The 13,138-nt window shown below is 64.3% G+C and carries 13 protein-coding genes; 7 read left to right on the forward strand and 6 right to left on the reverse strand.

The window, feature by feature from the left end:
- The first annotated feature begins 140 nt into the window (after nt 1-140).
- Nucleotides 141-686 (forward strand): NADAR family protein, encoded by a 546-nt coding sequence (locus JN279_RS17145; RefSeq protein WP_202353456.1) that lies wholly within the window; start codon nt 141-143, stop codon nt 684-686.
- 27 nt (nt 687-713) lie between these two features.
- On the opposite strand, the gene JN279_RS17150 is transcribed toward JN279_RS17145, so the two are convergent.
- The gene (locus tag JN279_RS17150; RefSeq protein WP_202353457.1) at nt 714-1,181 is read right to left on the reverse strand and encodes a hypothetical protein; all 468 of its coding nucleotides are present in this window, start codon (nt 1,179-1,181) and stop codon (nt 714-716) included.
- Nucleotides 1,182-1,286: 105 nt separating this feature from the next.
- Here JN279_RS17150 and JN279_RS17155 point away from each other — a divergent pair, with 105 nt between their 5' ends.
- Entirely contained in the window at nt 1,287-1,739 is a 453-nt protein-coding gene (locus tag JN279_RS17155; RefSeq protein ID WP_202353458.1) for a GNAT family N-acetyltransferase, read from the forward strand.
- Between the two features lie 132 nt (nt 1,740-1,871).
- On the forward strand, nt 1,872-3,071 hold the full coding sequence (locus tag JN279_RS17160) for an aminotransferase-like domain-containing protein (protein ID WP_202353752.1): 1,200 nt from the start codon (nt 1,872-1,874) through the stop codon (nt 3,069-3,071).
- A gap of 23 nt (nt 3,072-3,094) precedes the next feature.
- Here JN279_RS17160 and JN279_RS17165 read toward each other — a convergent pair whose 3' ends face one another.
- Nucleotides 3,095-3,349, reverse strand: coding sequence for a hypothetical protein (locus JN279_RS17165; protein WP_244734640.1), 255 nt, complete (start codon nt 3,347-3,349; stop codon nt 3,095-3,097).
- Nucleotides 3,350-4,022: 673 nt separating this feature from the next.
- Here JN279_RS17165 and JN279_RS17170 point away from each other — a divergent pair.
- From JN279_RS17170 to JN279_RS17185, 4 genes are all read left to right on the forward strand, one after another.
- Nucleotides 4,023-4,640, forward strand: coding sequence for a C39 family peptidase (locus JN279_RS17170; RefSeq protein WP_096447892.1), 618 nt, complete (start codon nt 4,023-4,025; stop codon nt 4,638-4,640).
- A 15-nt stretch (nt 4,641-4,655) separates the two neighbouring features.
- Nucleotides 4,656-5,729 (forward strand): D-alanine--D-alanine ligase family protein, encoded by a 1,074-nt coding sequence (locus tag JN279_RS17175; protein WP_096447890.1) that lies wholly within the window; start codon nt 4,656-4,658, stop codon nt 5,727-5,729.
- A gap of 207 nt (nt 5,730-5,936) precedes the next feature.
- Nucleotides 5,937-7,925 (forward strand): AI-2E family transporter, encoded by a 1,989-nt coding sequence (locus tag JN279_RS17180; protein ID WP_202353459.1) that lies wholly within the window; start codon nt 5,937-5,939, stop codon nt 7,923-7,925.
- Between the two features lie 22 nt (nt 7,926-7,947).
- A complete protein-coding gene (locus JN279_RS17185; RefSeq protein WP_244734641.1) occupies nt 7,948-8,835 on the forward strand; it encodes an aminoglycoside phosphotransferase family protein in 888 nt (295 codons plus the stop codon).
- A gap of 49 nt (nt 8,836-8,884) precedes the next feature.
- On the opposite strand, the gene JN279_RS17190 is transcribed toward JN279_RS17185, so the two are convergent.
- Genes JN279_RS17190 through JN279_RS17205 form a run of 4 tightly spaced genes read right to left on the reverse strand, consistent with a single transcriptional unit; the run spans nt 8,885 to nt 13,091 of the window.
- Nucleotides 8,885-9,760, reverse strand: coding sequence for an aldose 1-epimerase (locus JN279_RS17190; protein WP_096447888.1), 876 nt, complete (start codon nt 9,758-9,760; stop codon nt 8,885-8,887).
- A gap of 6 nt (nt 9,761-9,766) precedes the next feature.
- Nucleotides 9,767-10,567, reverse strand: coding sequence for a FadR/GntR family transcriptional regulator (locus JN279_RS17195; protein WP_244734642.1), 801 nt, complete (start codon nt 10,565-10,567; stop codon nt 9,767-9,769).
- Nucleotides 10,568-10,569: 2 nt separating this feature from the next.
- On the reverse strand, nt 10,570-11,571 hold the full coding sequence (locus JN279_RS17200; protein WP_202353460.1) for an ABC transporter permease: 1,002 nt from the start codon (nt 11,569-11,571) through the stop codon (nt 10,570-10,572).
- The gene (locus JN279_RS17205) at nt 11,568-13,091 is read right to left on the reverse strand and encodes a sugar ABC transporter ATP-binding protein (protein ID WP_202353461.1); all 1,524 of its coding nucleotides are present in this window, start codon (nt 13,089-13,091) and stop codon (nt 11,568-11,570) included. Before JN279_RS17205 ends, JN279_RS17200 begins: the two co-directional genes overlap by 4 nt.
- Between the last annotated feature and the right edge of the window lie 47 nt (nt 13,092-13,138).

A 13,138-nucleotide genomic window follows, 5' to 3' on the forward strand; every position in this document is an offset into this window, starting at 1 on the left:
GAACACCCCTCAACCGTCTCGGCGCTGCGCGCCGATCCACCTTCTCCCACAAGGGGAGAAGGGAGAGCGCACCCTTGCCGCTGCCGGCGCAGCAGGACCGGTATTGACAAGCTGCCCGCCTGCTCTGTTCTGTCGCGGCCATGATTTACGACCGTTCCCAGCTCGAAGACGCGTTCCGGGCAAAATCCCGGCTCAAACTCCTGTTCTTCTGGGGACATCAGCCCTCCAAGGACGGCAGCATCACCGCGTCCTGTTTCAGCCAGTGGTGGCCGGCACCCTTCACAGTGGCGGGGCGGAGCTATCCAACAGCCGAACATTGGATGATGGCCGAGAAGGCCCGGCTGTTCGGCGATGATGAGACGGCGGCGCAGATCCTGCGGGCGGGAAGCCCCAAGCAGGCGAAGCAGTTTGGCCGGCAGGTGCGCGGTTTCGACGAATCCAGATGGGACGCCGAGAAGCGGCGCATCGTCGGCGAGGGGAGTTTTGAGAAATTCCGGCAGAATGCCGCCCTGCGCACATATCTGCTGTCGACCGGCGAGCAGATCCTGGTCGAGGCGAGCCCCGTCGACCGTGTGTGGGGTATCGGTCTGGCCGCCGATGACAAAAAGGCGGCAAACCCGCTTTTGTGGCGCGGCGAGAACCTGCTGGGGTTTGCGCTGATGCAGGCTCGCGACCGGCTGCGTTGAAGCTGGCTGCCGCGGCTACGGTGCATTCTAGGCGAAGGGCCTGAAGGCTCTGGTGAAGGGCAACCCGTTGAATGTGTGGGTGCAGCAGGAACAGGATGGTTCCATATCCTCGACCCGCAAGTCAGGATCGACGCGCGCAAGGCGGCTGTCATCGTCGACATAGAGGCCGCTATAGTAGGAACTTTCGCCCACCCTGATGAACGGCTTCCTTTCGGCCTCACTGCGCGCGACCATCCAGAAGATCGGGTCGGCGCGGTCCAGGCGTGCCACCGCCTCGCTGTGGACCGCCGCCCAATCGTCGCCGAGATGCGACAGCAGGAATTTGAACAGCGGCGTGTAATCCAGACCACGTTGGTGTCCGCCATGCATCGAACCCCGGTTGGTCCGGTCTTCCCGGCCTGTGTTTCGCGACCGTCTGTACTCGCCGCCACGGTCATGAAGAACCAGGCGGGTTCGGGTGTTCACTTTGCGGTAGAGCGGTTCCTTGGCATGCATGCCGGCCCTCTTGTGAGATGGTGGATACGGACATGATTGCAGCCGATCGCGTCCGGCTCAAGTGGTACGTTGCCCCGGCCACCGCCTCGCGCTATCTCGGCACCCATGATCACCTTCCGCAAGGCGCAAGCCTCGGATCTTCCCGCTATCGTCGCCATGCTGGCCGACGATCCGCTGGGCGCCGGCCGTGAAGATGCCTCTCTGCCGCTGGCGCAAGGCTATCGCGATGCCTTCAACGCCATCGACGCCGATCCCAACCAGTTGCTGGCGGTGGCCGTCGACGGAGCCGAGTTGATCGGCACGTTGCAGATCACCTTTCTTGCCGGGCTGTCGCGCAAGGGCGCATGGCGCGGGCAGATCGAGGCGGTGCGGGTCGCCGGCCACCGGCGCTCGGGCGGCATCGGCCGGCTGATGTTCGAATGGGCGATCGATCAATGCCGGGCGCGCGGCTGCAGCCTTGTGCAGCTGACCACGGACAAGGGACGGACGGACGCGCACCGCTTCTATGAAAGCCTCGGCTTCACCGGCAGCCATATTGGTTACAAGAAAGCACTGTAGGCGTTCCGCCCCGGCCGCCACTGGCGTATACCGCAAGGGCTTCAGGCACTATTCAAATTGCCTGATAAAGCGGATATAGGTCAGCTACATTGACCTATATAAAATCGTCCGGGGAGGCGTGACTTGACCCTTATGAACCTTTTGGCTTCGCGCTCGTCGCGCATGAAAGCCTCCGAAATCCGCGAGCTGCTGAAGCTGCTCGACCAGCCGGACATCATCTCGTTCGCCGGCGGCATTCCCGATCCCTCGCTGTTTCCGGCCGAGGCCATTCGCGATGCCTATGCCGAGGTGCTGGGCGGCGCGGAGGCGGGGGCGGCGCTGCAATACCAGGTCTCGGAAGGTTATCTGCCGCTGCGGCGGTGGCTGGCCGGGCAGATGGGCAAGCTCGGCGTTGCCTGCGACGAGGCCAATATCTTCATCACCTCCGGTTCGCAGCAGGCGCTGGATTATCTGGGAAAACTGTTCCTGTCGCCCGGCGATACCGCGCTGGTGACATGGCCGACCTATCTTGGCGCGCTGCAGGCCTTCAACGCCTATGAGCCGCGCTATGACCGGCTGCGGCCCGAAGGCGGCAACATGACGCCCGACGCCTATCGCGCGGCGGCAGCGGCGAATGGCGGCAAGGTCAAGTTCGCCTATCTGGTGCCCGATTTCGCCAACCCGACCGGCAACACGCTCGACCAAAAGCAGCGAGAGGCGGTGCTCGATCTTGCCGGCGAACTCGACATCGCGGTCATCGAGGACGCCGCCTATCGGGCGCTGCGTTACGATGGCGAAGGCGTGCCGCCGATCCTGGCGCTCGATTGCGCGCGCTCCGGCGGTATCGACAAGGCGCGCACGCTCTATTGCGGCTCGTTCTCGAAAATCCTGTCGCCGGGCATGCGCGTGGGCTGGGTCTGCGCGCCGCGCCATGTGGTGGAAAAACTGGTGCTGATGAAGCAGGCGTCCGACCTGCACAGCCCGTCGATCAACCAGCTGGTGATGCACCGCGTCGCCGAAGCCGTGTTCGACGGCCAGGTCAACAAACTGATCGGCGCCTATCGCGAGCGCCGCGACGGCCTGCTGGGCGCGCTCGAAGCCAACATGCCTGACGGCGTGACCTGGAGCCGCCCGGAAGGCGGCATGTTCGTCTGGGCGACGCTGCCGGAAGGGGCTGATGCCACCGCGCTTTTGGCACGGTCGGTGAAGGAGGCCCGCGTCGCCTTCGTGCCTGGCAACGCTTTTTACGCCGACGGCACCGGGCGCAACACGCTGCGGCTGTCCTTCACGCTGGCGGACCGGCGCGCCGTGACCGAGGGCATTCCACGGCTGGCGGCGCTGCTGAAGGGGTAAGGTCGGCGCCGGGGCTGGTGTCCCTATGCCACCACGTTCACCAGCTGCCGGAGCCTGGAAAGCCTGACGCGCGCCAGCTCGCGTAGCGATTTCTGGGACCCTTCCGCGCCGGTCTCGACAACGAAGACCAATGTCTTGAAGTCGAGCATGAACTCGTCGATGGCTGCGGCAACCTCCTGCGATTTGCCCTTGAACCGGCGCAGCAAGGCGTTGGCTTCGTCGATGCCATCGCCGCCGGCGCTATCGAGCAGTGCTTCCAGCCTCTGAAAACTGTCCAATTCAAGTCCTCCCGACCGCGCCACAAAACTCGGCCAGCAGTGGAAGGTTCCAGTGGAACGTGGTCCCGCGAAAAGAAATCGCTGCCACCGTTTGAATTCCGGCATTTGAACGAGCCGCCGGCATTCTTTTGTTTCGGGTGGAACCTCTGCGGTCAATAAAAGTTGTCACCACGTCTGATCCCCCGTCAGACATCTGAAAGTTGGAAATCAACTTTCCAAAAGCCCGCCGGATCCCCCCTCCCGGCGGGCTTTCGTTTGCAAGGTGAGGGTCGGCGGCCGGACTTGCGGTGGATGGTGCGTTGCGTCGCCAGATTGGTGGCCCCGATGTGTGGCCGCGCTTCTACTTCCGGTCGGGACCACGGGTCTTCCTAAAATATCATCTGTTGCTTATGTTTCGTCAGCGCAGGCTGCCGCGACCTTGCTGACGGGTGCAACGGAGCAGAATTCTGGACCGAGGCAACGCTCCGGAGTCCCGGCATGGATCCTATGGTCTGCGCTGCGTCGCTGCGCTGCGTCGCTGCGCTCATTGCTCCGCCATAGGATGACGAAACGGTTGATGTCTGCGCCTATCGCGGAGGTATGCTGGAAGCGATTTCGAAACAGACCTTAAGCGGCTTTTCATCAATCTCGTATTCTCGTATACGAGATTGATCCGAGCAGCCCGAGAATCCGTATGAACCCATTGCCTGAAGCCGTGCCGTTTTTCAGCCAGTGGGAATCGCCTGATATGACGCTGGCCGTGCTTGCCGATGGCGCCGAGGCCGCGCTGCGGCGGGATCCGTTGTGGCAGGGTTCAGGCGCGGAGAGCCTCGACGAATATGCGGCCTGGGCCGCCAACATCTGCGGCATGGCGTGCCTGAAAATGATCCTGGCGACGCGCGGCGAGATCGTGCCGACGATCGAACTGGCCAGGCGCTGCACCGGATATGGCGGCTATGTCGTCAATGAAAACTCAATCAAGGGCCTGATCTACGCGCCCTTCGTCGCCTTCGTGAAGGCGGAATTCGGCCTGGAGGCGCAGGTGATGACCAATGTCGCGACAGCGGACATTCCCGCGATGCTTGGCCGGTCGCGCTTCTTCATCGCTTCGGTCAGCAGTTCGATCCGCTGGCCCGAGCGCGAGCCGCCGTCGAAGGGTGGCCATCTGGTGCTGGTGACGGCGGCGTCGGACGAGGGTTTTCGCTTTCACAACCCATCCGGCCATACCCGCGCCACACAGGCAAACGCAGTGTTGGCGCCAGCCGATTTCGATCGTTTCTTTGCCAATCGCGGCATTGCCGTCACCATTTGATTTCGAGGGATTTCAATGACTGAAAAGACAAGGGTCGCCATCCTCTATGGCGGGCGTTCGGCCGAGCATGACGTCTCGCGGCTGTCGGCCGCCAATGTGCTGAAGGCGATCGACCGGACGCGCTACGAGGTGGTGCCGATCGCCATCACCAGAGACGGCAAGTGGCTGCTGCAACAGTCGTCCGAGGCTGGCGCCGACGGCGCAGGGGCTGCCGTGTCGGAGGATGGCGTGGAGGTCGCCCTGCTGCCGGGCGGCAAGGGCCGGCTGGTGGCGGCGTCGCAGGGCGGCGCGCAGCTTGACCCCGTCGATGTCGTCTTTCCCGTGCTGCACGGGCCGTTCGGCGAGGACGGTTCGGTGCAAGGCTATGCCGAGGTCGCCGATGTCGCCTATGTCGGCTGCGGCATCCTGGCTTCCGCCGCCGCCATGGACAAGGATGTCGCCAAGCGCCTGCTGCGCGAGGCGGGGCTAGGCGTTGCCCGCTCGGTCACCGTAATGAGAGGCAATGTCGGTTCGTTCCAGGAGATTGCCGGGGCGCTCGGGCTGCCTTTCTTCGCCAAGCCGGCGCGCCAGGGTTCGTCCTTCGGGGTGAGCAAGGTGCATGACAGGGACGGCTTCGAGCAGGCCGTCGAAACGGCTTTGCGCTATGACAGCAAGGCGCTGATCGAAGAGTTCGTCGACGGCCGCGAGATCGAGTGCTCGGTGCTGGAGCGGGCCGACGGCTCGCTCACCGTGTCGCCGCCCGGCGAAATCATTCCGGCCGACAAGCATGGCTTCTACACCTACGAGGCGAAGTATTTCGACGCCGACGGCGCGGTGGTCAAGGTGCCCGCCGATGTCCCGGCCGATGTCGCCGACAGGGCCAAGGAGATGGCAGTGCGGGCCTTCCGGGCGCTCGGCTGCGAGGCCATGGCGCGCGTCGACTTCTTCCTGCGCGCTGACGGTTCGCTGCTGGTCAACGAGGTCAACACGCTGCCCGGCTTCACCGACATCTCTATGTACGCCAAGGCGCTGGCGGCGGCCGGCATCGGCTACAGCACGGTGATCGACGTACTGATCGAGCACGCGCTGGCGAGGCATGCGGCGGGGTGACCGGCGCTGTGCAGCGTCACGCCAGGGTTGCCGCCGGCCGTGGAACGTGACTCCGACGGGCGGATAAAATCACTTCTCTCCATTTCCTCGGTCCGCAGGGAACATACTGACCCGCCCGGAATTGAAGGGTAACCAGCGGCCTGCCGGCGAAGGTTGCACGCCGGCTCAATATATCGGACCATGGCCGCCGGCAGGGGGAGACATCAATTGGTGGCCAATCGTCGAAACGGGACGGCGTCTCCAGCGCATGGGCTGGACGACATTCTTGCGGCCGCCGCGCCACACCCGCGAACCGCCTTGCCCAATGTGGCGACCACCGTCACGACGGTGGCGGCGCTCTATTTCGGGCGCGAGGTTTTCCTGCCGATCGCCATCGCGCTGCTTTTGACCTTCGCGCTGGCGCCGCTGGTCTCGGCGCTCAAACGGATCGGCATTCCCCGCATCGCCGCCGTCATCGCCAGCGTACTCGGCGCATTCGCGGCCCTTGCGCTGTTCAGCTTCGTTGTCGCCACGCAGGTGAGCGAACTGGCGCAGAACATTCCGGTCTATCAGACCAACATCCTGGCCAAGATCCGCTCGCTCAAGCAAACCGGCGTCGGGGGCGGGATCATCGCCAGATTGAGCAACGTCGTCGAGCGTGTCGGCCAGGAGATCGACAGGCAGGACGCCACGCTGCCGGCCGCCACGCCCGACAAGCCGCCGCGCGAGCCGGTGCCCGTCGAGATCGTTGCGCGTGAAAGGCCGCTCGAAGTCCTGCAGAACATCGTCGGTCCGCTGATCAGCCCGCTCGGATCGGCGGGTCTGATCATCATCGTCGTCATCTTCATGCTGCTCGAGCGGGAGGATTTGCGCGACCGCTTCATCCGGCTTGTCGGCTATGGCGACCTTCACCGCACCACCGAGGCGCTCCGCGATGCCGGCAAGCGCGTCGGCCGCTACCTGCTCATGCAATTGGTGGTCAACATCGTCTACGCCATACCGATTGCGATCGGGCTGTGGATCCTCGGCATTCCCAATGCCTTGCTGTGGGGGCTGCTGGCGCTGGCGCTGCGGTTCGTTCCCTATATCGGCCCGGCCATCGGCATGCTTCTGCCTCTGTTCCTGGCGCTGGCCGTGGCGCCGGGCTGGTCGCTCGTGTTGTGGACGGCGGCCCTGTTCGTGGTGATGGAACTGGTCACCGGCAATGTCGTCGAACCCTGGCTCTACGGCTCGCGAACCGGACTGTCGCCGCTGGCGATCATCGTCGCGGCGATCTTCTGGACATGGCTGTGGGGTCCGCTCGGGCTGGTGCTGTCGACGCCGCTCACCGTCTGCCTGGTGGTGCTGGGCAGGCACGTGCCGCAGTTCGAATTCCTCGATGTGCTGTTCGGCAACGAGCCGGTGCTGGAACCGCATGCGCGCCTCTACCAGCGGCTGCTGGCCGGCGATCCGGACGAAGCCACCGATCATGCCGAGGAGATGCTCGAGGAAAAATATCTGGTCGACTTCTACGACAAGGTGGCCATTCCGGCGCTTCTGCTGGGCGAGCGCGACCGTGTGCGCGGCGTCATGGGCGACCAGCAGCGACGGCAGGTGGCGGCCAGCGCGCTGGCGCTGGTGGCCAATCTCGAAGACGATGCGAAGGAGGAAGCAGCCGAGGACGAAAGCCCGCACGTGGCCGGGGAAGCAGGCGAGCCCGGCGATGCTGCCACCGAGGACGAGGTCGAGCTGCCCGACGGCACGGGTATGTCGGTGCTTTGCGCCGGCGGGCGAGGGGAGCTCGACGATGCCGCCGCGGCGATGCTGGCGCAGGTGCTGGAAGTCCAGGGGGCGACCGCGTCGAGGGCGGGCTTTGCCGACATGGAACCCGCCAGCATCCGCGGGCTTCAGCTCGAAGCCATCGAGACGGTGGTGGTCGGCTTCCTCAACCGCGATTCCGTCAAGCACGCCCGCTTCCTGGTCCGCCGGCTGAAGCGGGCGAAGGCAGCACTTCGGGTGGGCATCGTGTTCTGGTCGGAGACCGGCAACGACGACAAGGAAGCGGCGGCCAAACTGGCGCATGACATCAACGCCGATTTCGTCGCGCATGGCATGGTCGACGCCGTGACGGGCGCGCTGTCGACCGAGCCGCCGGTTGCCCTCAAACTCGTCGCCAAACGCCGCATGCGCCGGCAGCGGGCTGCGCCGAGGAAGGTGGCGGCTGCGGCGGCGGGTTAGGGGCGAAACCTGATCCCTGCGAGTGCGCTGGTGGGGATGCGTTTCACCGAAGACGTCCGGCGCAAGGTCCCGTCCGACTTCAGAAGCCGATATTCCGATCTTTGTTGCGGTTGGATCGTCGGGAACCGTCAACGCCATCTTCCGCATTGGCTCAAGGAGCGCCGCGCGGTTCCCGCTGCGGGCGATGAAGCCGGCCGAATGCGCCGATATGCTTCGGTCGGAGGCCGCTGCCATGGTCGAGATCGGAGAACATTGCCTGTTTCCGACGCCGCAACCGATTGGGCTCGGCGAGCCCGGTCCTCGATATCCGATGCCATGGGCATTGCAGACGTGGATCGAAGGCGAGGTTGCCACGCCACACGGGCTCAGTGGATCGACGATTTTCGCCCTTGACCTTGCACACCTCGTGGCATCGTTGCGCCAGGCGGACACACGGGGCCGACGCTTCGACGGGCAAGGACGTGGTGGACATCTCCCCGATCATGACGATTGGATGGCTGTTTGCTTTGAAAACAGCGAGGGCCTTCTTGATGTGGCGCGACTGCGCGATCTGTGGGCCCGGTTCCGGGAGTTGCCCGCCGCTGGGCCTGTCGTGATGAGTCATAAGGACCTTATCCCGCCAAACCTTCTCGTGCGGGGCGAGCGTCTTGTCGGAGTGCTTGATGGCGGCAGTTTCGGACCAGCCGATCCATCGCTGGATCTGGTGGTCGCGTGGCATCTTCTCGACCACGAGCGAAGGGCGACCTTTCGGAGCGGCCTTCAAGTCGAGGACCTCTTGTGGAAGCGCGGTGCTGCCTGGGCATTCCAGCAGGCCATGGGTCTCGTCTGGTATTACCGTCGCACCAACCCCGCCATGAGTGCGCTGGGGCGCAGCACGCTCTCTCGCATTCTCGACGATCCTGACATCTGAGCCCTGGTTGTCGGCGCGCACCGGGCACGCCGCGGCCATGCTGGGCGCTCTACATCACAGTGAAGCGGCAACTGGCCACCAGGCTCTCGCCAGGGCCGAGCACCGACAATCCGTTCCACTTGTCGACCGAACCGCGGTTGTGGGCATCCACGACATGACTGACGGGCTCGAAACAGACGAAGTCGCTCGCCTGCGATGGCGAATAGATGAGATAGAAGCTGAGGGCCGGGGATGCTTCGATCCTGAGGCCGCGATTTTGCTCTGGCCAACATAGGGAAGCGACGCCGGCCCAGCCGGCAAAGGCATTGTTGATCCAACCGCTGGGCAAGGCTGTCGGCGTGGCGAAATCCCAATCGGGACGGGTTGCGACAGCCTCGAACCTGTCGGGGAGATGGCTGGGCAGTTCGAGGCAAACCTCTGACGCCGGGGCGTGAAGTGTTGTCCGGGCCGTTCTTGGCAACCACGGATGGATGCCAAGCCCGAACGGCAGCCTGACCGGCGCCCTGTTGAGGACCTGAAGCCGCAGATCGAGCGCCTGTTCGGTCAGGGCGTAAGCCACCTCGGCGCGATACCGATATGGACCGGGCCCTTCGCTGATGAGCGACAGCCTGGCTTTGTCCGGCATTAAGGAGTCGACATCCCATGCGCTTGAAAATCCATTGCCGTGGATGGGAAAGGGCTCGCCGGCAAGGTTTGGGAGCAATTCGTGGAATGTGTTGTCGAAGGTGAAGCCGCCGCCCGAGATGCGATTTGACCATGGCACGAGCAGGTTGCAGGCGAGATCGAACGGGTTCGTGCTGCCGCCGTCAGGCCACGGCCTGAACAGCGGCGTGCGGCCATGGTCGAACCGCGCCAGACCGGCGCCAAGCGACGGAACGATTTCGGCGGACAGGTCGCCGTTTCGAATTTCAATTGTCCGGGTCATCGAAACTCAGATGGGATCGGCACTGGCAGCGGGGACCGGCTGTTGGTGGCGGCCCTTGCGCGCGACAGCGAGAAGGTCGTTCGAGGCGATGCCGATCAGCGCTTTCATCTGGTCGTGCGCGTCGTCGACCCTGCGCATGCGGATTGCTTCCAGCACATCGCCATGGGCGCTGAGCGTCTGCTGATAGTTGGCGGTGGCCGATGTGGTCAGCCGGAAAGAGAAGCTGAGCGCGGCTGCCAGCATATTGCCGAGATTGGCGAAAACCGGGTTGCGGCTGGCGCGCAGGATGGCGGTATGGAAACGGACATCGGCATCGAGACAGGCCGCGAGGTCGTCCTCCGGCGCAATGCGCATGGCCTCATAGGCGGCTTCGATCACGGCGAGATCGCCCGAGGTCGCCATCCTGGCCGCAAGCTGGGCGGCAGCCGGCTCGATGACCAGCCGCGCCTCGATCAAGCCGCGGACGAAATCGAGATCAGGCTCGATATCGCGCATCCATTCGAGAACCTGCGCATCGAGCCTGTTCCATTCGCTCGACGCGCGTACACGCGTGCCGGCCCGCTTGCGCGCCTCGATCAGTCCCTTGGCCGAAAGCGTCAGCAGCGCATCGCGAAGCGCTGTCCGGCTGGCGCCGTAGATGACGCACAGTTCAGCCTCCGTCGGCAGCACCGCGTGCTGCGCGTAGGTGCCGGCGAGAATGCGCTGCCCGAGATCGCGTGCGATGCGATCCTTCAGGGACAAGGTGGCGCCATCCCTGGCGGGAAGGTCCTGCTTGCCTTGATCGATTGCAGCGGTCGCCGCGTCCATCGTCATGTCCTGTTCAAGTGGTACTCGGCAATGACCACAGCAAGGATCAGCAGTGAGCCTTTTGCAAGCAATTGATAGAAGGTTGGCACGGACGTCAGTATCATTCCGTTGTTGAGCACGCCAATGATGGCGACGCCGAGCAGCGCGCCGACAATCGTGCCCTTGCCGCCCTGCAAGGCACAGCCACCCAGTACGGCCGCCGTGATGGCCTCGAGTTCCAGGCCCTGGGATCCGGATACGGGCTGACCCGAACCGGTACGGGCGGCCAGCAGGATCCCGGCCAATCCGGCGGCAACGCCACTCATGATGTAGATGCCGACGCGGTAGCGGTTGATGTTGATGCCGGAGAAGCGGGCGACGACGGGATTGCCGCCGAGCGCATAGATGTTGCGGCCGACAATCGAACGCGCGAGGAAGAGGTGGAATGCGATTGCCGTCAGCACCAGAATCCAGACCAGCAGGGGCAGGCCGAGGATGCGTCCGATGCCGATGAACCGGAACGTGTCGCTGAAGATGGCGATCGACTGGCCGTCGGACATGATGAAGGCGATGCCGCGAAAGATCGCCATGGTGCCGAGCGTGGCAATGACCGCGTTGACCCGCCCGTAGGTGATGATGATGCCGTTGACGAGACCGGCAAGACCGCCAAGCACCAGGCCGGCAACGATGCCGGCCGCCGGCGACCCGGTCGCCTGGATGGCCATTGCCGTCGAGACCGTGGTCAGACCGACAGTGGCGCCGACGGCGATATCGAGACCGCCGCCGACGATGACCACGGTCTGGCTCATCGCCAGCACGCCGAGAATGGTGATGCCGAGACCGATGTTGAGCAGGTTTCGGCTGGAGAAGAACACATCGCCGCGCAGCGAACCGAAGATGACGACGAGAATGGCGAGCGCCACCAGAAGGCTGATGTTGTGAACGCCAAGGCGCTCCACAAGTCGCGTGGAAAGGCCCCTGGCGTCGGTCTGCGCTTTCGATGCGCGAAGCTCGAGGCTGTTCATTGAATATGGTCTCCGGGCGCTGGTGCGGATTGCGGCATGGCGTGTTTGAGGATCGTCGCCTCGTCGATGCCGGGGCGGGCAAGTTCTGCCGTGATGCGGCCTCCCGCCATGACAAGAACCCTGTCGGCGAGGCCGATCAGTTCCGGCATTTCCGAGGAAATCAAGATGATACCGATGCCGCTTGCCGCGAGTTCATCGATCAGCCGGTAGATTTCCGCCTTGGCGCCGATGTCGATGCCGCGCGTCGGTTCGTCTAGGATGAGCAGCATCGGCTGCCGGGCAAGCCAGCGCGCCAGAACGACCTTCTGCTGATTGCCACCCGACAGTTTCGAAACCTGCTCGTCGAGGTTGGGTGCCTTGATCGACATCTTGGCTGCCAGAGGCGAGACAATCTCCAGCGCCTTGCGCCGGTTGAAGAAGCCGAAGCTCGACGTCTTGTCGGGCACGCAAAGCGCTGCGTTGTCGAGAATGCTTCGGAACAAGAGCAACGCCTCGTGCTTGCGGTCTTCGGGAGCAAAGCCGATGCCCGCGACGATCGCCGCATGCGGACTGTTGGGGAGAACGGGCACGCCGTTCATGGCTATGGTGCCGGCGATGCGCCGGTCGTAGCCGACAATCGCCTTTGCCAGTTCGGAGCGGCCCGCACCCATGAGGCCGGCGATGCCGAGCACTTCGCCGCGACGAACCCTGAGGCTGACATCGCTGACACGGTCGGTGGTCAACCCCGCCACCTCCAGCAATTGTTCCCCGGACCGCCAGCTCTCGCGGGTGAACAGATCGGCGATGTCGCGGCCGACCATGAGCTTGGCGATGGTCTGCTCGCTGGCGCCGGCCGCCGGCGAATCGTCGACCAGCCTGCCGTCGCGCAACACGACAATACGGTCGGCAAGGTCGATGACCTCGTTCAGCCGGTGAGAGATGTAGATGATCGACGTGCCGTCCTCGCGCAGCCGGCGGATGACGGAAAACAGGCGCAGCGCTTCATCATCGGTCAGCGACGAGGTCGGCTCGTCGAAGGCGATCAGCCGGCCGCCGGCACGGATGGCGCGCATGATCTCGATCATCTGGCGTTGCGCCGGGCCGAGCGTGGCGCTGAGCTGGCGTGGCCGCATGTCCTGCTGCATGCCGAAGGTCGCAAGCACCCGGTTGGTCTGCTCCTCCAGCTTGCGCCAGTCGAGCAGGACGCCTGCCAGGCGAGGCAATTCGCCGACGAAAATGTTCTCGGCCACCGTCAGGTTCGGAACGATCTCCGGCTCCTGATGGATGACGCGTATTCCGGCCCGGTGGCTGTCGCGCGGTTCGCCGAAAACGATCGGCGTGGAACCGTACCGCACGGTGCCGGTGTCCGGTCCGAACACACCCTCGAGAATGCGCATCATCGTCGATTTGCCGGCCCCGTTCTCGCCGACCAGGGCGAGCACCTCGCCTGGCCGGAAGGCGATCGAAACGTTGTCGAGCGCCTGCACGACGCCGAAGCGTTTCGATATGCCGTCGAGCGAGAAGAAGTCCGATTGCGTCAAGGCTCACTCCCAAGGATCGATCGTGTTCGGTGGCATGGCAGCCAGCG

Origin of the sequence: Mesorhizobium sp. 113-1-2, from assembly GCF_016756475.1 — a bacterium.
Classification (GTDB): Bacteria; Pseudomonadota; Alphaproteobacteria; order Rhizobiales; family Rhizobiaceae; genus Mesorhizobium; species Mesorhizobium loti_C.

What these genes read in the sequence shown, in the direction of transcription:
- JN279_RS17145 (WP_202353456.1), top strand. Translation starts at nt 141, where the DNA reads ATGATTTACGACCGTTCCCAGCTCGAAGACGCGTTCCGGGCAAAATCC.
- JN279_RS17150 (WP_202353457.1), bottom strand. Translation starts at nt 1,181, where the DNA reads ATGCATGCCAAGGAACCGCTCTACCGCAAAGTGAACACCCGAACCCGC.
- JN279_RS17170 (WP_096447892.1), top strand. Translation starts at nt 4,023, where the DNA reads ATGAACCCATTGCCTGAAGCCGTGCCGTTTTTCAGCCAGTGGGAATCG.
- JN279_RS17160 (WP_202353752.1), top strand. Translation starts at nt 1,872, where the DNA reads ATGAACCTTTTGGCTTCGCGCTCGTCGCGCATGAAAGCCTCCGAAATC.
- JN279_RS17175 (WP_096447890.1), top strand. Translation starts at nt 4,656, where the DNA reads ATGACTGAAAAGACAAGGGTCGCCATCCTCTATGGCGGGCGTTCGGCC.
- JN279_RS17195 (WP_244734642.1), bottom strand. Translation starts at nt 10,567, where the DNA reads ATGGACGCGGCGACCGCTGCAATCGATCAAGGCAAGCAGGACCTTCCC.
- JN279_RS17200 (WP_202353460.1), bottom strand. Translation starts at nt 11,571, where the DNA reads ATGAACAGCCTCGAGCTTCGCGCATCGAAAGCGCAGACCGACGCCAGG.
- JN279_RS17155 (WP_202353458.1), top strand. Translation starts at nt 1,287, where the DNA reads ATGATCACCTTCCGCAAGGCGCAAGCCTCGGATCTTCCCGCTATCGTC.
- JN279_RS17190 (WP_096447888.1), bottom strand. Translation starts at nt 9,760, where the DNA reads ATGACCCGGACAATTGAAATTCGAAACGGCGACCTGTCCGCCGAAATC.